The organism is uncultured Faecalicoccus sp. (genome assembly GCF_944327125.1).
Lineage (GTDB): Bacteria > Bacillota_I > Bacilli_A > Erysipelotrichales > Erysipelotrichaceae > Faecalicoccus.
Map to the genome: position 1 here is coordinate 1 of NZ_CALVGO010000024.1, position 19840 is coordinate 19840.

The following is a 19840-nucleotide window of genomic DNA, read 5'->3' on the forward strand; positions in this document are numbered from 1 at the left end:
CTAAATGCCATCTCAAAAAAGTAAAAATTGGAAAAAGTTACGCACGATTTTACGCATTGCAAATTAAAAAGCCGATAAATATCGGCTTTTTCGACTATTGGTGGAGCGTAGGGGGACCAAAGAGAAGAAAATATACAATTGATGACCTTTATATAAAGGTGTTGAATCGCTTAAAATTCGTGATTATGTAAGATTTTTAGAAAAAAATACGCATAATTTACACATTTAGTAAAGAAAAAAAGAGAGCTAATCGCTCCCCATAGTCACGACTTCGTAAGATTCAAAGACTATACTGTCTGTATGCGCTGTTAGATCCAATTGGATAGATCGTCAGACCCCGGATCTGAAGGATGCAGGTTCGAATCCTACACAGCGCGCCTTTCCCATAAAAAAAATCAGGGAGCTGCTTAGCTCCCTTTACATCGAAAAAAATAGTTGAATAGAAAAATCAGTAAAACTATACAAATCGGTAACGCATCAATAATGTTGGCACTTTCAAATTGTACTTTTGATTGTACATTTTGAAGTATTCCCGTGGGATGACCGGAATATATTTCCGTGGATTTTTGTATCTGTTCCAATACTTCTTTCTTCTGTTCCTCACGGATGCGTGCTTCTTCGTCTAATTTTGACTGCACACCAGTATACATATAAAAACCATAGAAAGATAATCCGTATGTATCAGGCACACGGTAATTATCTTGAGGCCTTAATCTATATAATCGCCATATATAGCCCCCATACGAGCTCATAGACACATCGATTGAGCCGTCAGAGTATAAATGTTCTACAACTCCAATATGTCCGCAGAATCTTCCTCTGGAATCCGTAATCCCTCCGCTATAGATTATGCAGCTGCCTTGTTTAGGAGAATCTAATTTGATCATCTCAGGTCTATTGGCCCACATGATCGCATTGCCTCCGTAAAATGTAACAGAATCGTTACAAATCTCAGATAATCTCCCCCATGCATAGGCAGTACAATTTGGCAATCCATAGCCTCTTTGAAAATAGGGATTGGCCTTGTAATACCAATCCCCTAGATTTTCTCCGTTTCTACGTTCTATCACTTAACTCTTAATTTTTGGCCGGCATAGATCAAGTTAGCGTTCTTGATTCCATTCCAAGCTACTAATTGTGAAACGGTCGTTCCATACTTCTGAGCGATCGCACTTAGATTGTCTCCGCTTTTGACGGTATAATATACCGCACTGCCTGAGTTAACGATATTCTGTACTTCTTCATATCGAGATCCTAATACAGTTTTTCTAACAGGGTTATTTCCATATTTTCCGCTTTTGACCTCGTTTGCCAGCGTTTGAGCGGATGCTTGATCGATATGGTTGATAAAGTCTTGGACTTCCTGATAGCGAGATCCTAATGCTTTTTTTCGAGCTTCGCCTGTACCATATTTATTAAGCATTACGTTGTAAACTAGGTCCAAAGTAGATCCAGAAGGACTAGACTGTGACGGTTTCGTTTCAGGTTGTTCAACAGTTCCTCCACGATATCCTTGAGCGTATTTTTTCCATGCGGTCTTGTCACCATAGAAAATATCCAAATCAAGATTGCCTGAATATCCATTCAATCGGCCGTGGCTTGAATATTGGTGAATCGCTACAAAAGAGAAAGCTCCTAATCCTTTTCCGTCGGTCCAAGGATCAGACTGATAACCTGTAATGTTATTGTTCGCATATTGGGCCATCCACAAACCATATCCGGCTTTGGCAATCGCATCAAAGTTTTGAGATCTAAGAACACTCGCACTCGTATATACTAATGGTCTGACTTTGGTCAAACGATAAATTTCATCCAATACTTGTTTTAGATAAGTTGTGTTTCCCCACTGGCCATTTCCTTGAGCTTCCCAGTCAACGCAAAGCATAGCTTCTCCGATATATCCTTTGCAGTTATTTACAAAGTATTGAGCTTCTGCGATTGCTCCGCCTGTTCCATTTACATAGTGATATACACCTAACAATTTTCCTGCCTGTTTTGCCTGTTGGTATTGGCGGTTGCAATCAGGACTAACATAATGATTCCCTTCCGTTGCTTTACAAATCACAAAATCTGCCGGAACAACGCTTAGGTTGATTCCATTTTGCCAGTTAGAAACATCAATTCCATTTAATGCCATTTTGTTTACCTCCTAATCCTTGATTGGCAGTTTCTTTAATTCTTCTGCCATTTTGTGAACGGTACCATTACCGCCTAAATCTTCATACGCTTCTGTCATATCCTTTAAGTTTTCGTAGCCATGAGAAGTAATAAAGCCTCGTTCCGTGTACTTATCGTAATAATCGATAATTTGTTGTCTTAAAAGACATCTAGTTCCTTTGCGGTTGGCTCTCTTTTCGATTTCTTCTCTTTCGTCTCTTTCCTTAGATGACTTCCGCATGTCTTTTAAAAGCCATACGATGTAGCCACATAGTGCGGTTACGATCGCTATGACTACATCGCTAAACATTTGATCCATTATTCAGCCTCTTTTGTACCTTCTACAAATCGAGTAAACGCTTGATGGAGCCCTGTACTTGCTAAGCCCATCAAAGCTCCGTAAACGATGGCTTCTACCGATGGACCGCTTACAATGCCATTTAATATAGCTCCTACGCAAGCAAGAATGGTTGGGATATATTTGTTTGGAATAAAATCAAAACCGGTTTTCAGAATATAACCGATAACCAAACAAGCCACCAAAACAACTACTACAAAATACTCAGTTAATTGTGAAAAATCCATAATTTATACCTCCTAAACTTTTACGAAATAATGACCAATCAAAGCAGACGGTGCATAGTTCAATTTGACTTCTTGACCATACATCGATTCAGGGTCTTCTACGCTTCCTCGTTGACAAAGATAAATATCACTGCCTTCTTGGTAATATTTGCCATACACGTACGTAAATCCACTTGTTGTTACGCTATCAGGAACTGGGATAGGGTCTTCTTGAGTTCCTGCGTGTTCTTCTGCATCTAACTGCTCGAATAGAGTTCCTTCTGCACCCGGATACCAGTCGGACTGTTTGTTGTGTGTTCTAGCACATTTCCAAAGACCGCCATTGTAGTTAAGACGTTTCCCTTGTTTGATTTCCGTACCTTCGGCAAGGCCTTCCCAATTCTCGAAAATGGACTTACACTCAGCAGCCAATTCATCAGGGATATTCTCAGATGCATAGGTAATAGCTACCGATAATTCCTCGTTGTCGATAACTGTTTCAGGAGTACTCAATTTGATACTGATTTTATTCGAGTAACCTTGAACGTCCTTTTTGACTGCATAGGAATTGACAAGCTCTGTATATCCTTCATACGTTGGACCATCTACATCGCTATCCAATGAGACTGTCATTTTAGATGTTTTCGATTTATCACCAAATGTGGTGATAACCTCATCCAATGTTTGATTCGTAAGCAATTCTAAACCGATTGTCCGCTTTTCAGCATCGGCATAAGAAAAGCCGGCAGTAGTAAGATTGTATTGACTACCGTCGGCAAGTTTTAAAGTTGTCATAAGTACCTCCTTATGGTCTGTTAAATTGGTCTAATCTAAATGCACAAGCAATTGTCACACACAGATACCTAGAATCACTCCAATTATTCAAAATAGAATAAATGTTAATTTTATTTTGAGTAAAGGTAATTTTTGCAGGGCTATTTGTATTGTCAGAAGGAAATGTATAAATACAATAGAAAGAATCTGTTGACCATTCTTCAGGGATCGTAATTTCGTGTGATCCAATGGAACCTTGACTATCCCCGACAATATACAAAAATCCCATATGCCCTGATCTGCATCCATATACAGTGAATCCATAGCTTTCGACCAATTTAACCATATAGTTCTGTAAATCTTGGTATTTCAGCATTTCTTTGGCTGTTCCATTTGATTTAACATTTAGCATGCAAGCACCTCCTCTCTATTGAAGAAGTGCTTTATTTTTGAGAGTAACCCCTTAAGAGTTACCCCCCCCCCCGTTTGAGATTGAGAAACTTCCTACGATGAAAACAAGATCTCCATCTTCGAAAGTCTGTGGGGCTTGCTTTTTAAGATTGCCATATTGATCAACATAAATGGTCATAGGGTTTCCTGATACTCGACCATTTATATACGCATTAGGATATTTAGGTTTGAAAGGTAGAGTTAATAGCGTTTCATCCGCATTTACAACTCCATCCTTCATTTTTAAATACCCGCTAAAAATGGCCTCATATTTGTTGTACACCACAAACCCATTCGACACTTCAGAAAATTTCTTTCCACTTGTACTGATAGTCGGCTTTGTATAGGTCATATCAGGATTTAGTGGAATTTGTTTTTCTACTCCTAAACTCTTGGCGCTAAGCATAAGCTACCTCCTTTGTATCTAAATATTCACTGTTTAAGGTGATATTAGCTGCGACCGCATCTTCCTGAGAAGTATCAATGTACTTCTCAACACCTAAAGATTTAACTTTCATTAGCTTCCCTCCTCTGTATCAATTAGAACACTAGTCTGCCCTGCGATAACTTTAAGATACCAATCATATAGTTCTTGCAATCTACCGAGACATTCCGTAAAAGGCAACGGTCTAAACGTAATCGTAGGATCTACAACTGAATTTGTTGATATTTGAGTGTATGGCTCATAACTAGGAATAGTAGGTATTTTAAATTCCTCTGTTGTTGGTGTTTCGAGTTCGTATTCGACAACTAAATTGTTAGTTGATAGCCATGTTTTAAATGCCTCAACAGTAGTGATGTCTTGTGGCGGAATGTAATAACATATTTTTTTAATAATAAATATAGTGCCTATATTATTATTATTATTATTATTGAACATTCCACGGTTGCATTTAACTTCACTTCTGCCATCGCTATTTAGCGAATCTGAAAAGTTTATAAAGAATCTATATACTGATCCAGATTGATCCATACTCCAATTTTCATCACTACTTCCGTCAAACGTAACTTGTTTTCTAACCCTCGTCACTTTTCCGTTTTCATAAGTGTCGCCCTCGGCTAGTGTTAGATTGGTTTCTGTCGCACTAAATCCATATGGCTTCCATGATTGGTCGTCTGAATCATACAATACGATTCTAGGTGCTTCAAATGTCGCCCAATCTCCAACTGCAACATTGTCCGTATCAGCAGTATTTACAACAAAAAACTGAATGGTTAGCCCTGTTGCATTTTCTGGGATTTGCATATAATTAACTGCTTGTCCTGAATTGATATATTTTTTTCCGCTAGGACTAATACAGACAAACTGGAAAAGTTTTGAAACACTGCTACCAGTTAAACTGTCGCAAATGATTTTAATTGTTTTGCCTTTTAAAAACTCTATTTCCTCGTTATTGAGTGCGTATTCACACTTTGGAAAGTCTCTTACAACGTCAACGACCAATTTGACCGTTCTATCGTTTAACCTAGTCAACGATACGTTTGCATTAGACTTTAGTCTGTCTAAATCAACCATGTTACCGCTAAACGAATAAATATTGTCGATTTTCACGTTTTCAATCGGAACTGGACTGTCTGGACTAGGCGTTCCGTTTTGGACGGTTTTTCCTACTATTTTTTTTAGTTCAACTCCGCAATCGGATGTTTCACCGCTAAAGGTTGAATTTGTAGACTGTACACCATTAACCGCTACGCCTGATACATCTACATCTTGCCATGTTTCTACAATTTGTTGTGCTTGTGGAACATAGACTTCTGCGGTTTCAGTAATCTCAGTACAATCAGATGTCGCATTTACACATTCGGTTTTGGCGGTTTCACAAGCACCGGCTTTTTCGTTAGCGTTAGATGCAGCGTTATTTGCTGCTGTTGTCGCAGACTCCATCAATCCAAGTTGATCATTACAATCCTGGATTGCTTGCTGCATTTCCTCTAAAGTTTCCTGATATGGATCATCGGGTTGAACAGCTATTCGATTTACATGGATATAAAACATAAATGAGCTGATGGAGGCATCACTTAATATCTCACCATCGATAGCATTTACATCTGTTTCTTCTGTAGATTCGATCAGCACAACTGTTTGACCAGATTCTACTTTTTGTTTCCATAGCAAAAGATCTTCGTAATCTGTGGTTGCATCTGTTTTTACTAATAAATTAGCTTCCAAAGTTTCATTTGGAACAACTGTTGCATCTAGCGGAAGGCGGAACGTAGCTACATTACCGTCTACATCACAATTTGTTCTCACATATGATCCGCTAGGCAATTTAATTTGAGCATAGACTAAATAATTCGATACATCTTCATCTAAAGCACAGCTGATGATTCTTCCGCTGTCTCCTTGATTGACTTCAATGGTTTGAGCCATACTTTTTGTATTCAAATTTATTTTAATAGGGTTCATAGGCATCACTCCCTTCTACCCTTATACTTCTACAATTTCAACTTTAGTAATCAGTCCACAAACACATGTGATTCTAAATTTCTTAGTTGTTCCACCAGGTCCGTTTTTATAACATTTTGGCCTAAACGCACCCATTGGAGATTGAGGAATACTGATATCGGTGTAGGCTGAGACACCACCTTGATTTTGGCCCATCCACTTACCGTTGTAATACATGGCAACGTGACCATATCCGCCACCCATATTAGCTCCCCAAACGCCAATATCACCATTCTGCAAAGCGCCAGTAACTACTTCATGGTTGTCCAGCATTCCATTGGTTGCGCGTTGTTCCCAAAGATCACGTGCACCGCCAGTAGCCGTACAGCTTACATATGGATAACCGAGCCACTGATCGTAGAACGCATATCCGTCCCAGCATTGAGGTCCTGCCGAGCCATCAACATCATAAGCCGTACCAATGTACGTATCATGGAATACTTGGAATGACTGTGCCATTAGCTGACCCCCGTGACCAATCCTTCTTGAAGACTGATTGAATTATTCACAGTATATGTTCCTGTTAGACCGCGATTACCGTTCACTCTGATCCCATAGCTATCGATTCCTAAAGAATTCTCTCCAGCTGATAAGTGAATTTCATTTACTTTGTTCCCGCTTGAAGGAATTACTTCGTTCACTCGAATAAAGCAATCGTCTCCACCACTAATACGAACTTCGCTTTCGCTCAATCCCACATCATAATCAATATCATTCATTGTTATTTTTGCATTTGATTCATCTTTTCCGACTGTAATTTCACCACGAGATCCTTCCCCATAATTTATGAGATTATTTGAAAGAATGATCTTTTCTCCAACCTTCAAAACACTTTGGATATCAATATTTCCACCGTTAATATTTGATCCATTGATTTCGCCAGAGAAAGTCCCGTTTTTCATGACAAGATCTCCTGAATCCATGTTCAAATAAAAATTACCGGATTTGTCCGATAGAATTCCGGTAATTATATAGTCAGCAATTACAGATTCAAACGTGATTGCAGTTCCCCAATCCCAATCTGTATCTGTTTCATTTCTTTCTTTGGCAATTTGTAATCCTTGTGTCCCAAGACATAAAGCTCCAAAAGTATCGCTGTCAGGATCGGTGTCCTCAAACAGCATCGCTCTGATATCTTGTTTTTGAGCAACATTTTTTTGAGCTTTGAAAGAAGCGTTGGCAGCATTTATGATTCCTTGGATCTTGTCCGCAATCAACGTATTTGTTTTTGTATCGACAACTTTATCGAAACTAGATGTTACAGTTCCTACGCTGTCAAAGAATCCGGTGGTGTCAGTTCCTAAAGTCATACTGTCTATTTTTTCTAATATACAATCATAATCGATGGAAACTACCCTTTGAGTCGTTTCTATTCCAAGTTTCCGGTGTTTGACATGGACTGTGTCTCCTAGCTGAACTTTGACAAGATCTTCAAATTCTTTGTATTCATCCAATCGTGATAGATCGACCATACTAACTGTGTATGTGATCTTTGGCAGATCCACACCATTCTCAAACTCTTTTGCAGCTGATTCGCGTAAGGCTGCATAAAGTTCATCCAACGTATCACAGATGATATCTCCGTCCGATTCGGACATATTTTCATCTGTTCGAAGCTTGATGTTCGAATACTCATAGATCTTGGGATAAGGTTCTGGATATTTATTGATCAAAGAGCTGTTGATTGCTTCATGATCCGGCAACATATAACCATCATATGCTTTCGGATAGATCCGTGTTACGACTTCAGAAAAATCAATATCTTCTTCGATGCCTGAAAGATTGTATCCGAATTCTGCACGCGCTCCATTGTCAGATCCTAATCTTTTTTTGATCAAAACTTTGTTATTGATCCAGGCCAGCTCTCCTCCCCATCTGTTTCGGATAGAGTTGTCTGTATCTCCATTGATGGCCTCAATGACATTCATGTTCTCGAAATAGCATGTTTTAAGATCCATGATATCCGAATCGCCTTCAAAGCCATTCGACAAAAAAGCATCTAAAGCGGTTTGAGGAGTTCCATTGACTACTCTTGTATCCCATATCATCGGGCATCTTCCTTTTGCCTTCATAAAATACGGATAGGCTGTAGCCTGGACATCGTAATCTGCCTTGTTAGATTTTTTGATCTCATAAAGCAAGTCACCATATGGACTTGGGATTTTGATAACTGCTCCTGCCTGGATAAAATCTGAACGTTCATTGATAGGATGGATCAATTCTACGGTCCATTCCGAATTGATCTCAAAATGAGCAGTACAAGATGTAGGCTCTAGAACTACATCTCCATTCATATCGAAATTTTCATTCCCTTGTTTATATAATTGGATCATGGTTCATACCTCCAATTTGGTATAACCCTTAAAAGAATAGATGAATTCGTTACTTTGATAGAATTCAATCCGCTTTGCAAATATAGATCTTCATAATTGCCAGAAACACTTGAATTGACCCATTCGCCATTAGAACGATATGCCAGTCTCAATTCTGTATCGATAAACAATTTTCCTGAAACATTACATTTCATAGATTTTCCGTTGATGATCAAATTGCACGATCCGTTGCCTTTTAATATGTAAATAGGATGACAGACGTCAAAAGGGTTGTTCACAACCTTTTGGATTGGATACTCTACCGCACCGGTTTGTAAATAAGCATAAGGTGCAAGGACAAATTCACAATCAAATGTTCCTATCGTAAAAGAAGTACCTCTTGATAGATCACCAATCGTTACTTTTTTGATCTTATAAAAGACTGTTGGATCTGACTGTTTGGCATAGGTCTTTGCGTTTCTTAAAAACCTTCGATACTGCCTGAATGATGTATCAACGGTTTGTCCTTTTCTAGCGCGGAAATTGAACTTAACAGACTGATTGATATCGTCAAACGTTTCAAGGTCTTCATAAAAGATTCCATCACGTCCTGGAATCGTAGTTTCATTGTATTGACGTGCTGGAACAGAAATACCCGGCAATTCTGCCGGGTATAAACCGATATTTATACAAGACTGATCATTGATGAATAAATCTTCTCGATTGTACATACGATCACCCCTTCATGACTTGAATCGACGATTGACGATTTCCCGTATGACGCTCAACCGATCTTGAGATGACTCTTCCATCCAAGGATACTTCTACTGGAACTACCGTGGTAGATTCTGTAATCATATGGCTTGTGTTTGCGTATGAAGGATCAATACGCATCATATCCGCTAATGAATAGACTTCATCAAGGACTTTCTGTTTGTTATTTTTGATACCAGACGATAACAGATCCATCATATCCGGCATCCACTTATCAGCATCACTCATTGGGCCCTTTTCGGGAACAGAGAATCCTAAGAAATCGGCAATTCCTCCAGCGATATCTCCAACCCATCCAAATAGGCTGTCCACTTTAGAGGCTATACCATCGATAAAGTTATCGATCATATCTTTACCCCAGCGCAACGCTCTTCCTGGAAGGCCACCAATTTTATCGGCGATAGTATCGACGATATTGTCAAACGTCTGACGGATCTGATTGATCTTGTTCGAGATACTTTCTTTTAAGTTGGTAATGATTTCAGTTCCCCAGTTCCAGATTTTCTTCGGTAGACTTGAGATCCATCCCCAAATATTCCCTGGCAATTCTTTCCAGAAAGTAACAAACGCATCCGCTTTTTCGCTAAACCATGAATTAAAAGCCTCCCATTTGTCACCTAGCCAGGTGGTAAACTGCGACCATTTTTCACTGAACCAGTCGCATATTGTTCCCCAGTTCGCGATGATGGCGATCAGTGCAACAACAGCCGCAACGATTGCCAGAACGATCAATGTGATTGGCGACAATGCAATGCTTAAAGCGCCAACACCTGGCGTTGCTCCCAAACTGGCCATACCTATGGCCGTGATGATCGGCGCCAACATTCCCAAGACAGCCACGATACCCACGATGGCTACAATGGCAATCTGGATTGGGGCCGGAAGGCTGTTAAAGATATTGACGATGTCTGTGACCACTTGAGCAACGGTAGTAAACAATGGCATGATTGTTTCAGCCATATCGGCCATTGCCTTATTGTAATCATCTTGCGCTTTGTTCGAATCAACTAAGGCTTTATTGTTGTCCATCCAAGCATTGGCAGAATTCATCAAACCTTGATCTGCCATTTCTTGCAGGATCAAGTTGGCTCTTTCGGATGCACTCGAACAATTCGCTAACTTCTCATTGAACGCATCTTCGGAAGTTCCGGCCCAGTTGAGCATATCTGCCAAAGTACCGGTGACAGTCCCTGTCTGTACCGTTTCATTGATCGCTTCTGCCAAACTGTCGATTGGAATAGAATCTCCATATTGCGCCCAAGCACCAATCGCACCATATGTCATCTGCATCAATTGATCTTGCTGCAATCCTAAAGATTGGAGGTTAGCGGTTGCCGTTGCGGCGGTCTGTGTATCTCCCAATACACCGACAAATGCCGAATATGTTTCTTGGGTTTCTTGGTTCGTATAGTTCAACTGTCTGGAAGACGTTTCCAAAGAAGCCATGATTCGCATGTACTCTTTGGATTCTTCCACCACAGACTGCATATTGCTGATGATTCCTTGCGCGAAATCTCCTACTGCTTCTGCGCTGAACGCTGCTTTGAAGTTTTGATTCAACTCATCCGCTGAATCACCTGCTTGATCCATTGCATTATCAACACTTTTCACAGCGTTTTCCGCGCTGTCGGCACCAGACTTTAGGTCTTTTAATGCTTTTTCGTTCTTGTCCAAAGCGTTTGTAGACTTATTGATTGAAGTCTGGCACTGGTTATACGCAACCTGAAGATTCGAGATCGTATTCTCTGTATTTGCATACTGTCTTTGCGCTTTTTGAACTTGAGTTGAATTTTCACCAAATTCCTGGCTCAATCGATTGATCTCTTGCTGCTGCTCCTGAAGATATTTCGTGTGCTTTTGAATTTGATCGGCCAAAAGCTTTTGCTTATTTTTTTGTTCGTCGATCTTTTTAGACAAAAGAGTATTCTTCTGGATCAAGGATTCCTGTGTATCACCTTGCTCCTTATACTGCTCAGTGATTGCATCGATTTCTGAACCATACAGCTTTAAATTTTGATTGATCTTCTTGATCGATTCGTTAAATTCGGTTTCTCCCTTTATTGAAATCCGAGGACCAATATCATATCCAGCCATGCAATCACCTCCTAATCTAATGAAATATCAATGAAATCTTCTTGAACGGATTCATCGCAATATCCGTTCAAAATTAAATTGGCATCAACCAGATCTTCTAATTCCCCTTTTGGGATATGCATGACAAGATCTGTCGGGATACCAATCGAAAAGGCTTTCGAAACAAGATACAGGTTAGGATCACCTTTTAACGTCTTTGTTTCTTTTTTTTTAGATTTTTATTCTCGACCGCTTTGATATCTCGCTGCTTTCCAAGATTGATACATTCTTTTATCTTTCCAGTGAGTTCATTTAACGCTTCCGGTTCTAGCGGAATAAGAACTTCCAGATCTTCCTTTTTCAACGGAATGAATTTCCCATTTGAATCTACCGGAGCTTCTTCATATGCCGGCAAGTGCATACGGTTCATATAGGCGCACCCTGAATAGATCATTGCGTATAGAAGATCTGTTAAAATCTGAGCGACTTGAGGAAGGTCCATCGAATCTTTATCAAAATTTTTCGTGAGTTTGATAAATCCTCCCATTTGTCTTCCAGAAGCAATAGAAAAAGACATCGGGTACTTATGTTCCCCAATGTCTATATAGCTAAGCTTGATCAGCATTTGTTCCACTCTCGCTTTGAGGCGCAGATGCTTTTTGAACAGGATCAGTGATATTCAGAACCTTTTTAATGTATGCTACTGCAGTCTCTTCTGACTCACAATCGGCATGTAACTGCCAAGGATGATTGTGCTTAGTCGTTTCATCAACTTCATCAGAACGATTGATTACACCAGATGTTTCCTGAGTTTGCCATTCGACTGTCTCTCCCTTTGTAGTAGCTGAACCGCTTGGAATGTTGAAAAATACTTTAGGTAAAATCACAGCGCGATGAAATTCAACTCCATTTTTCTGATGAAGTTCAATAAGTCCAACCCCAAGATTTACTGGGTGTAGATCATCATCCCAAATTGTTTCCGTAACTTTAGTTTGAGAGCTGTCATCCAATGTAATTTCATTGGATTTCAAGCCACACATCATCTTACTTGTTTCAGGTGATAAATCTCCTGTTTCTAAAGTTAAAGTACCATTTGTAAAAGTTCCACCCTCTGTTTCTGCAATTCCATTGTTCAAATACAAATTTGATGCTTCAGAGGATGAAATTTCAGTTGAGTAAGAAGCTAATTTTTCGTTTTCACAACCATTTGTATATGTTACTTTCTTCGTTTCTTCCGAATACTCGTATTCCGCCATAAACAAACGGCTTAAACCTTTTTTAGCCATTATTCATCTTCCTTTCTAATTCTTCATTTATTTTTTCATCCATGATACTGATGCTTCGTTTTCGAGCTTTTCTTACCGCTCGACCAACAAAATCATCCTTCGGACGAAAAGAAGTTCCGGCAATGATAGCTCTTGCTGTCATTGGAATCGGAACTCCTTTAGGATATTTTTTTGTAACATGTCCATAACCTGCAAAACCGATTTTCACAGAAACATCATCATTCTTGAATTCCATTGGAGATATACCTAGACCTTGTTTAAGATCTGCAATATCTTTATCGGTTGGTCCATTGGATGCTTTCTTGCCTCCAGGAAAAGCTTCTATTTCCTGGCGGATCGCATCCGCGACATATCCGGCACCATCATATAGAGAAGATTTAAGCATCGGTACTGTATCCTTTTTTTCAAGGGATTCCAGCTTTTTCAAATATTCATCAAATCCTTTTCCCAATTCGATCGTTGCCATCAAGAAACCTCCCATTGCCATGTGTAATGGATAAATCCTGTGGATGTTTCATATTGCACTGCCAATAAAGTAAAGGCGATGGAATCCTTATCAAGTGATTCCTGGATCTTATCGATTAGTTCGTCAAATTCATCAACTACATATAGATCCACAGACCCTTGAATCACTTGATTGTCCAAACGATTGTTCGTGTAATTGGATTCGCCTTCTCCTTCTTCTTGCCAAACGATATATCTCTTGGATTCGCAGTCCCCGGCATCATAATGATAGATATGATCAAAATCGATGTTATTCAGTGCATTTCTAAACTTTTTAAGTTTCGAAGTTAAATTGTTCATTGATATGCGATAAAGTGATCCTTGTGATCTTCAATCCGTCTTCATCAAATGCATGCTGTATCATAGACACCTGATACTGACTATCATCATCTTCAATTACTACGATGTCCTGGTTCGATATGTTTCTGTTTCTCTCTATGTCAATAACATCCGAAATCTCATCTTGAATTTTTTTCGCCTCGTAATAGCGGTTATAACCCAACACTTCATATGAAAAATAATGTCGGCTTTTTAAACGCAAAGCCGGCTTAGGAAGTTCTCCTTTGCCGGCTGTATTTATGCGCTCATAAATGCCTATGATTCCATCATCGAATGTCATTTTGATTTTTGACTGAACAAAATATTATTCAGTTCATATCTCAAATGAGTTGGGAATCCTGCTTCAAGATTGGCACGTTTACGGAAAAGATATGCTGCATAATCAATTTGGGCCAGATGATAATCATCTGTATCGTCGTTCATTATTCCTTCTCTTTTCATTAGTGCTTCCGCTTGATCGAGCAAAATATTCAAGTATTTATCGTTCGCATTTGTAATAATTTGCAAGTTATGTTTGAGGACTATTAATTTGGATTCTGCATCCATTTGAGGCATATAATCACCTCTATCCGCCTACAGACATTGTTACAGTGTAATTCAATTCAGACATACCCTTAGTGACTTTGATATTCAAAACTTTGTTTGCTGCAATAGTGACTTCCGCACCGTTATTGATCGCTTTGCCATCATATGTCATTTCTACCTTAGCACCAGATTCCGTCGGAACGGCATCAACTTTGGCTTTCCCAGCCGTTGCGGTCTGTGTATAAGTAAATTTATCTGGGTCAAATCCGCTCACAGATGTCCCGGCAACTGTGATATCCTGCAATGTTGCATCGTTAGCTTTGTCGCCTAAGAAAGTAGCGCTTGTCTGTGGAGCAGTACTGTCGATTGATAATACTCCGAAAGCTTCTGCGATAATTGGTTTACCATCATAGCGACCAGTTCCGCGGAATACCTTCTGGTCTTCGATGAATCGTGCATGATCGGATTCATCAAGTTTCGTTCCAGCACGTTCAGCCAACAAATAGCAATCTAAGTGACCGTATACAATGTTATTGTCAGGAATGAAATCCAATTCTACGATATCACCGCCGACGACTGGCATAGAGTTCTGCATGCCAGCAACGATAGCAGCATTCATGTTGGCTCCGATAGATTCAGCAATCAATGTATTGTGGGTTGCTTCATTCATCATCCATACTACTGAACCTTTTGAATACTTGTTGAAAGTACAAGATTTAGATTTAACAATTTCTTTGAACAAATCTAAACCAGTCTTTCCAGTTCCTGTTTTGATATTTGATTCACTCAGATCTTTCCAAGGGCGTGCATTCGTAGGATAGTTGTCAGGCTGTGCATCTTGCGCCAATCGAGTCACGATACCCAACGGCATTTTGATACCAGTTCCATAGACTACCGCTTTATCCAATGCAGTTCCGATGGCTTTACCAATAGCTACCAAGACGATTTCTGTTAAATCTTCGTCAGAATCTTCAACGTATGCATTGGGAATCGCTACAAATCCGCCTACTTTATAGCCGTCAACTTCAGCTTGATAGAATTGAAGATCCAATTCATTCAATGCACCAACCATTTCGGTCCAGATACCTTCCGGCATATCTCCCATGATTGGTTGACGAGCAGTTCCTTTGACCGCCTGAACTCGTAAATATTTATACAATTTTGAATTTTCTTCTACGATTTGTCGCAATACTGGCAACAGTACTTCAGGAATCAATACTCCTGCATTGTTTACGGTACGTTTTTCTTTGATCGCAGAACGTACTTCTGTCAAAAATTTCTTAACATCTTCACGTTGGAACAATTCAGTGCGTTCCTGAACGTTGCCAAACAATTTAGTTCTTACACTCATTTCTTTCATTCCTCCTCGGTCTTCATTTCCTTTTTCCTCCGGCATTGGATCTGCATTAGGCTTTGGCTGATTTTCTTCAATTTCTTTGATTTCTTCCTCGATATCATTGATTTCAGTTTCCAAAGCTCCTTTTGATTCCTCATGTGCCTTCTTGTCTTCTTCGAATTTATCGACTTCTTCTTGAACTGCTGACCTTTCTTCATCGGTCGATTCTTCAGTCAATTCGTTTACGGCATCTTCCAATTCTTTTTCTCGCTTTTCGAATTCACTCTCTTTTTTTCGAAGTTCCTCCAAAGATTGTTTCTTGTTTTGGAGTGCTTTTCGTTTCATCAAAACTTTTAAACTCATGCTTCTCCTCCTTTGAGTTTCTTCATCATGTTTCTTTTCAAAACATCGATACTTTTCTTTCTGATATCAGTTAGATCTCGTTTTCTCGCAGATACGGATGTGGCCTCGTATGCTGGGAAAGTAACAACGGACACCTCATAAAGAGTGACATCCTCGATTGTCCAATGAACGGTTCCGTCTGCTCGTTCTTCAAATTGTTCTTTGTTGATTTCGAATCCAAATGAACATTGATCAACATCTCCGCGCTGGACTCTCGCATATAGATTCAATGCATCCTGGTCATCCTCGTTGATGATGACATCTCCCCACAATCCTCTTGCATCCACTTTCAAAGTCAGAGTATTCGCCTTGTTTCGACCGATAACCAATCTAGAATCATGGTCCTGTAAAGCTCTAATATCTCTGCTCAACGTGTTATCAAAAGCATGAGGATCTACACTTTCCGAAGCGCCTTCCCACAATTCATAATTTGAATTAAACACGGCAAAGTAGCCTTCGATGTGTTTCTTTCCATCATCAGCTCTTGTCTTAAAATCAGAATGAATACTACGGATGATTCGTCTATCCGTTCTTTTCTCCATCGCTTCCACCTCCTGTCTGTTCGAGTTTCTTCTGATCTCCTATCATTCCCTGCGGTATATAGTTCTCCAAAATGACAAGTTCATCCAGACCATCCCTCGGTGAATAGCCCATAGAATCACGCACTTCATTCCCGTCCACGATTCCACGTGTATACAAATTACATCCCACCGTCGAGAGCGTTTGTAAGTCATAGGAATAAAGCGATCTAATGTTGAACCGGAAATACCAATCCGGGTTGATAAGCAATGTATCGGTAAGGGCCTGTTGAATTGCTGTACAGATTCCCCTTATCCGTGTGTTTACAAAATTGTTCCATTCCTGTTGATTGAATGATCCAATTCCTAAAACAAAAGGCGGTATGTCGAGCAATGACGATACCGTCTTCTTATCCAATTCAACTGAATCTTTGATCGCAAGATCGTTAAGACTCAGTGGTTTTACTGTAACCACATCAAATCCGTCAGCTGGAATGAGCCACGGTGTACCATCTTCTGATGAAGTTACATATTTTTCCAAAAGCTTTTCTCTACCTGCCTTTGAAGAGAACTCTTCTGTCATGGCATCTACTTTCACAATGACCGATGGTTTCCATTTCGATTCCATGAATCCTTTTTTCGTAGCTTGTGCCTGATTGAGAGTATCCGCAACTCTTCGTAGCGATGCCCGATACCCTGTACCTTTCCAGGGATGATATGGATCTGGATTCAAAACTACATGACATAGATCTTCATTCGTATACCGATGTCCCATGTAGGACATGTAGTACCCGTAGTTTTGATCATCAATAAAGCTGACTTGTCCAGGAGGAATCAAATATAGACCCTCTACATATCCATCCTGTGTTCTTGGGTAGATCACGGCATTCCCATCGCCGTCCAAAAGCAAGCAACGGACCAATGCACTGATAAAAGTATTTCTAACCATGAAAGGATTGGGTTTGATGTCTATCAGTTTCGACAATTGGTTTTTGATTCTCTGATCTCCGTTTGATGTATTCTGCATTAAATGGATCGTCATGCTACCAATTAACGATGCGATCTTATTCACAGCACTCACGATCTCTGGAGTCTTGCTCAACGGAATATATCCTTCATAAGCCAAACTTTCCCAATCCAGCTGTGTCAGCGCAAAACTGGATGCACTTCGAGTCTGATTAGGTGGATTTGACTTTTGATATGCTTTTTTCTTTTTTCTTTTCGACACTTTAAACCTCCTAATCTAACCACTGCGATGCAGACTGTGATTTCTCGCTCGCAATCAGTAACTGTTTACAAGCGATCACGCTGCAATCGAACAGGTCGATTCGTTGATTTGGCATAACCTTTTGGAATCTGACAAAATCATCCGAATCTTCTGCGACTTTCACATTGCCGATACAGTATTCATACGCCTTGTTGTGGCAATAATAGAACTCCTGCATACGGATCTTTTTCTCAATTTCCCTGAACGCTTCCGTTTTTTCAACGTAAAGCTGTTTCTGGTCACGGATCTTGATTCCTGCCTTTTTCATTTTCAAGATGAACTCTCGGCTATATCTTCGGTCATATCCGACCCATCGGATATTGAATCCAAGTTTCTTCACCTTGATGAACCATTGCACCACGTCTTCATATTCAATAACGTTTGAATTACAAGTGGTCAGCCATCCTTCTTCCTCCCACCAGAATACCGGGATGTTATCTTCATCCGCTTTTTGGTAAGCTGTGGTAATCGGGATAAATGCATGACTGATACAAATATCTATATTTTTATAGCGACCATAAATACAGACTCCGGTCAAATCGTGCAGCTTGGATAAATCGGCGCCGCCATACCATTTGATTGGAAGCTTGACCAAATCGTCAATCGTCCAATCGTATTTCATATCGGATGTCTGGACCATCGCCATATCAAAATATGTATCGATCTGGTTCGTGAATACATTTAAAGATTTTGCGAAAAAATCTTTTCTTTGCTGCGGATCGTTTTGCGCCTGGACCGCATCGTTCATCAGGTCCTCCGACCGAATCGATTCGCCGATTCCCGGATTGGCCATTGCCTGAACATCCGGGTTCATGTAGTCGAGGAACTTTCCACCTTCATCATTTTCCGTCATATCCGCCTCACAGATAAAAATGAAATACTGTTCGTCATCAATCTCTTGATCCAACACCCTTTTACAATATTTAACTCTTTGCGCCAGGAATCCATTTGGATCATCTCCGGCAGTTGAAATACCAATCATCAATTTATTCGAGTAAGCTTTCATTGCTTCCTTGAACAAATTGTATTGTTTCGGTTTTTTGAAAGCATGGATCTCATCCGCAATAGCGATATTGCAGTTGAATGAATCCTGCGCATCAGGATTCGCAGCCAACGCATTTAGTTCAAACATTCCATCCGAGAATTCAGCTTTTAAGGAATGTTCATTGTTGTTGTCGATAATATGAAATAAACCTCCGTGTTGATCATCTTCTCCCATGTGGACGATGTTGTATTTGATGAATCCAAATGTTTCCAGCGTTTGCTTTAAAGCAGCGGCCACTACATAAACTTTCGAACCACTCTTCCTCATCAATATTCCAAGTGCCCATGCCAACGCTCCCGAAAACGTTGTCTTAACATTTTTCCTTGGAATGAATATCAATGCCTCATGGTATTTCCAAATATTCGTTCCTTTCTGGTAAAGCCCAAGAAGGTTGTAGATGATGAATTTATGAAACGGCATCAAAATAAAAGGAGTATCTCTTAGAGGTACTCCCTGTTGATTCTCGCCCTGTTGATGACAGATACATCGTTCTATGATCGTGATGACAAAATCCGCATCTTTCGGCTTCCATTCATAACGATCATCTTCAAGATCTCGATAAAATCGTTCGATTGCTTTCTTTCGATAATGATTTGCCTTTATTTTCCCGGAAAGACATCCATCGCAATACTCCCTGACTTCTTTCGCATACTTTCCCTTAAATTCCACCGCTCAACACCTCGGCAAGCAGTGATTTCTTCGGCTGCTCCATACTTTTTGATTGTAAAGCTTTCAATCCTTTTGGAGTCAGTCCTAGAGTATTTTCACAATCTATCAATAATTTCTGCAAATTTTCTAATTGCTTGAATTCTTTGTCATATATCTCATTCGATTTTTTCAGTTTATTTTCGACTATTCTGTTCAAGTCATCATACATCAACCTCAAATTCGCATACCTTCGAATCGTTGGATCGAATTGTTTTCGATAAACACCGAGATTAAGCATATTTTCTTTAGTTTTCTTCACTATCTGATAACGCTTGTCATTTCGCTTTTTATTCGTCATTTCATGCCTCACCACCTCGGTCCCGCGTCCTTTTTCAAATTCTTCTCAGAGTTGGAAAGCCA

Annotated in this window: 24 protein-coding genes and 1 tRNA gene; 2 read left to right on the forward strand and 23 right to left on the reverse strand. The window is 39.8% G+C overall.

What is annotated here, in order from left to right:
• Positions 1–191, forward strand: a 191-nt coding sequence (locus tag Q0K03_RS04325; protein ID WP_297238099.1) for a hypothetical protein, incomplete at its 5' end; no start/stop codon positions are given.
• A gap of 111 nt (positions 192–302) precedes the next feature.
• A tRNA-Arg gene (locus Q0K03_RS04330) sits at positions 303–377 on the forward strand.
• Positions 378–407: 30 nt separating this feature from the next.
• On the opposite strand, the gene Q0K03_RS04335 is transcribed toward Q0K03_RS04330, so the two are convergent.
• The 23 genes from Q0K03_RS04335 to Q0K03_RS04445 all read right to left on the reverse strand — a co-directional run bounded on the left by Q0K03_RS04335 (position 408) and on the right by Q0K03_RS04445 (position 19778).
• Positions 408–992, reverse strand: a complete 585-nt coding sequence (locus Q0K03_RS04335) for a CHAP domain-containing protein (RefSeq protein WP_297238101.1) — start codon at positions 990–992, stop codon at positions 408–410.
• 74 nt (positions 993–1066) lie between these two features.
• Positions 1067–2137 (reverse strand): GH25 family lysozyme, encoded by a 1071-nt coding sequence (locus tag Q0K03_RS04340; protein ID WP_297238104.1) that lies wholly within the window; start codon positions 2135–2137, stop codon positions 1067–1069.
• 12 nt (positions 2138–2149) lie between these two features.
• A complete protein-coding gene (locus Q0K03_RS04345) occupies positions 2150–2476 on the reverse strand; it encodes a hypothetical protein (protein ID WP_297238106.1) in 327 nt (108 codons plus the stop codon).
• Positions 2476–2742: a phage holin family protein gene (locus Q0K03_RS04350; protein WP_297238108.1), complete on the reverse strand. Its 267-nt coding sequence runs from the start codon at positions 2740–2742 to the stop codon at positions 2476–2478. The genes Q0K03_RS04345 and Q0K03_RS04350 overlap by 1 nt, the downstream gene beginning before the upstream one ends.
• Before the next feature lie 12 nt (positions 2743–2754).
• Positions 2755–3516 (reverse strand): hypothetical protein, encoded by a 762-nt coding sequence (locus Q0K03_RS04355; RefSeq protein ID WP_297238110.1) that lies wholly within the window; start codon positions 3514–3516, stop codon positions 2755–2757.
• Between the two features lie 10 nt (positions 3517–3526).
• Positions 3527–3907: a hypothetical protein gene (locus Q0K03_RS04360; protein WP_297238112.1), complete on the reverse strand. Its 381-nt coding sequence runs from the start codon at positions 3905–3907 to the stop codon at positions 3527–3529.
• 51 nt (positions 3908–3958) lie between these two features.
• Positions 3959–4351 carry a hypothetical protein gene (locus Q0K03_RS04365; RefSeq protein WP_297238114.1) on the reverse strand — a complete coding sequence of 131 codons (393 nt, stop codon included), beginning with the start codon at positions 4349–4351 and terminating at the stop codon, positions 3959–3961.
• 111 nt (positions 4352–4462) lie between these two features.
• On the reverse strand, positions 4463–6352 hold the full coding sequence (locus tag Q0K03_RS04370; RefSeq protein WP_297238116.1) for a hypothetical protein: 1890 nt from the start codon (positions 6350–6352) through the stop codon (positions 4463–4465).
• Between the two features lie 21 nt (positions 6353–6373).
• The gene (locus Q0K03_RS04375; protein ID WP_297238118.1) at positions 6374–6850 is read right to left on the reverse strand and encodes a hypothetical protein; all 477 of its coding nucleotides are present in this window, start codon (positions 6848–6850) and stop codon (positions 6374–6376) included.
• Positions 6850–8724 carry a phage tail spike protein gene (locus Q0K03_RS04380; protein ID WP_297238120.1) on the reverse strand — a complete coding sequence of 625 codons (1875 nt, stop codon included), beginning with the start codon at positions 8722–8724 and terminating at the stop codon, positions 6850–6852. The genes Q0K03_RS04375 and Q0K03_RS04380 overlap by 1 nt, the downstream gene beginning before the upstream one ends.
• Positions 8721–9434, reverse strand: a complete 714-nt coding sequence (locus Q0K03_RS04385) for a hypothetical protein (protein ID WP_297238122.1) — start codon at positions 9432–9434, stop codon at positions 8721–8723. The genes Q0K03_RS04380 and Q0K03_RS04385 overlap by 4 nt, the downstream gene beginning before the upstream one ends.
• A gap of 4 nt (positions 9435–9438) precedes the next feature.
• Complete coding sequence (locus tag Q0K03_RS04390) at positions 9439–11571, reverse strand: hypothetical protein (RefSeq protein ID WP_297238124.1); 2133 nt, start codon at positions 11569–11571, stop codon at positions 9439–9441.
• 187 nt (positions 11572–11758) lie between these two features.
• Complete coding sequence (locus tag Q0K03_RS04395; RefSeq protein WP_297238126.1) at positions 11759–12175, reverse strand: hypothetical protein; 417 nt, start codon at positions 12173–12175, stop codon at positions 11759–11761.
• Complete coding sequence (locus tag Q0K03_RS04400; RefSeq protein ID WP_297238128.1) at positions 12159–12836, reverse strand: phage tail protein; 678 nt, start codon at positions 12834–12836, stop codon at positions 12159–12161. Before Q0K03_RS04400 ends, Q0K03_RS04395 begins: the two co-directional genes overlap by 17 nt.
• Complete coding sequence (locus tag Q0K03_RS04405) at positions 12829–13302, reverse strand: hypothetical protein (RefSeq protein ID WP_297238130.1); 474 nt, start codon at positions 13300–13302, stop codon at positions 12829–12831. Before Q0K03_RS04405 ends, Q0K03_RS04400 begins: the two co-directional genes overlap by 8 nt.
• On the reverse strand, positions 13302–13640 hold the full coding sequence (locus Q0K03_RS04410) for a hypothetical protein (RefSeq protein ID WP_297238132.1): 339 nt from the start codon (positions 13638–13640) through the stop codon (positions 13302–13304). The genes Q0K03_RS04405 and Q0K03_RS04410 overlap by 1 nt, the downstream gene beginning before the upstream one ends.
• The gene (locus Q0K03_RS04415) at positions 13615–13959 is read right to left on the reverse strand and encodes a hypothetical protein (protein WP_297238134.1); all 345 of its coding nucleotides are present in this window, start codon (positions 13957–13959) and stop codon (positions 13615–13617) included. The genes Q0K03_RS04410 and Q0K03_RS04415 overlap by 26 nt, the downstream gene beginning before the upstream one ends.
• Positions 13956–14234, reverse strand: coding sequence for a hypothetical protein (locus tag Q0K03_RS04420; protein ID WP_297238136.1), 279 nt, complete (start codon positions 14232–14234; stop codon positions 13956–13958). The genes Q0K03_RS04415 and Q0K03_RS04420 overlap by 4 nt, the downstream gene beginning before the upstream one ends.
• Positions 14235–14244: 10 nt before the next feature.
• Positions 14245–15903, reverse strand: coding sequence for a phage major capsid protein (locus Q0K03_RS04425; protein WP_297238138.1), 1659 nt, complete (start codon positions 15901–15903; stop codon positions 14245–14247).
• Positions 15900–16484, reverse strand: a complete 585-nt coding sequence (locus Q0K03_RS04430) for an HK97 family phage prohead protease (RefSeq protein ID WP_297238141.1) — start codon at positions 16482–16484, stop codon at positions 15900–15902. Before Q0K03_RS04430 ends, Q0K03_RS04425 begins: the two co-directional genes overlap by 4 nt.
• Complete coding sequence (locus tag Q0K03_RS04435; RefSeq protein ID WP_297238143.1) at positions 16465–17688, reverse strand: phage portal protein; 1224 nt, start codon at positions 17686–17688, stop codon at positions 16465–16467. The genes Q0K03_RS04430 and Q0K03_RS04435 overlap by 20 nt, the downstream gene beginning before the upstream one ends.
• Positions 17689–17698: 10 nt before the next feature.
• Positions 17699–19441 carry a terminase TerL endonuclease subunit gene (locus Q0K03_RS04440; protein WP_297238145.1) on the reverse strand — a complete coding sequence of 581 codons (1743 nt, stop codon included), beginning with the start codon at positions 19439–19441 and terminating at the stop codon, positions 17699–17701.
• Complete coding sequence (locus Q0K03_RS04445) at positions 19431–19778, reverse strand: terminase (RefSeq protein WP_297238148.1); 348 nt, start codon at positions 19776–19778, stop codon at positions 19431–19433. The genes Q0K03_RS04440 and Q0K03_RS04445 overlap by 11 nt, the downstream gene beginning before the upstream one ends.
• Positions 19779–19840: the final 62 nt, after the last annotated feature.

What these genes read in the sequence shown, in the direction of transcription:
- Q0K03_RS04420 (WP_297238136.1), bottom strand. Translation starts at nt 14,234, where the DNA reads ATGCCTCAAATGGATGCAGAATCCAAATTAATAGTCCTCAAACATAAC.
- Q0K03_RS04340 (WP_297238104.1), bottom strand. Translation starts at nt 2,137, where the DNA reads ATGGCATTAAATGGAATTGATGTTTCTAACTGGCAAAATGGAATCAAC.
- Q0K03_RS04385 (WP_297238122.1), bottom strand. Translation starts at nt 9,434, where the DNA reads ATGTACAATCGAGAAGATTTATTCATCAATGATCAGTCTTGTATAAAT.
- Q0K03_RS04365 (WP_297238114.1), bottom strand. Translation starts at nt 4,351, where the DNA reads ATGCTTAGCGCCAAGAGTTTAGGAGTAGAAAAACAAATTCCACTAAAT.
- Q0K03_RS04345 (WP_297238106.1), bottom strand. Translation starts at nt 2,476, where the DNA reads ATGGATCAAATGTTTAGCGATGTAGTCATAGCGATCGTAACCGCACTA.
- Q0K03_RS04425 (WP_297238138.1), bottom strand. Translation starts at nt 15,903, where the DNA reads ATGAGTTTAAAAGTTTTGATGAAACGAAAAGCACTCCAAAACAAGAAA.
- Q0K03_RS04390 (WP_297238124.1), bottom strand. Translation starts at nt 11,571, where the DNA reads ATGGCTGGATATGATATTGGTCCTCGGATTTCAATAAAGGGAGAAACC.
- Q0K03_RS04405 (WP_297238130.1), bottom strand. Translation starts at nt 13,302, where the DNA reads ATGGCAACGATCGAATTGGGAAAAGGATTTGATGAATATTTGAAAAAG.
- Q0K03_RS04395 (WP_297238126.1), bottom strand. Translation starts at nt 12,175, where the DNA reads ATGCTGATCAAGCTTAGCTATATAGACATTGGGGAACATAAGTACCCG.
- Q0K03_RS04430 (WP_297238141.1), bottom strand. Translation starts at nt 16,484, where the DNA reads ATGGAGAAAAGAACGGATAGACGAATCATCCGTAGTATTCATTCTGAT.
- Q0K03_RS04360 (WP_297238112.1), bottom strand. Translation starts at nt 3,907, where the DNA reads ATGCTAAATGTTAAATCAAATGGAACAGCCAAAGAAATGCTGAAATAC.
- Q0K03_RS04400 (WP_297238128.1), bottom strand. Translation starts at nt 12,836, where the DNA reads ATGGCTAAAAAAGGTTTAAGCCGTTTGTTTATGGCGGAATACGAGTAT.
- Q0K03_RS04380 (WP_297238120.1), bottom strand. Translation starts at nt 8,724, where the DNA reads ATGATCCAATTATATAAACAAGGGAATGAAAATTTCGATATGAATGGA.
- Q0K03_RS04355 (WP_297238110.1), bottom strand. Translation starts at nt 3,516, where the DNA reads ATGACAACTTTAAAACTTGCCGACGGTAGTCAATACAATCTTACTACT.
- Q0K03_RS04370 (WP_297238116.1), bottom strand. Translation starts at nt 6,352, where the DNA reads ATGAACCCTATTAAAATAAATTTGAATACAAAAAGTATGGCTCAAACC.
- Q0K03_RS04350 (WP_297238108.1), bottom strand. Translation starts at nt 2,742, where the DNA reads ATGGATTTTTCACAATTAACTGAGTATTTTGTAGTAGTTGTTTTGGTG.
- Q0K03_RS04415 (WP_297238134.1), bottom strand. Translation starts at nt 13,959, where the DNA reads ATGACATTCGATGATGGAATCATAGGCATTTATGAGCGCATAAATACA.
- Q0K03_RS04410 (WP_297238132.1), bottom strand. Translation starts at nt 13,640, where the DNA reads ATGAACAATTTAACTTCGAAACTTAAAAAGTTTAGAAATGCACTGAAT.
- Q0K03_RS04445 (WP_297238148.1), bottom strand. Translation starts at nt 19,778, where the DNA reads ATGACGAATAAAAAGCGAAATGACAAGCGTTATCAGATAGTGAAGAAA.
- Q0K03_RS04375 (WP_297238118.1), bottom strand. Translation starts at nt 6,850, where the DNA reads ATGGCACAGTCATTCCAAGTATTCCATGATACGTACATTGGTACGGCT.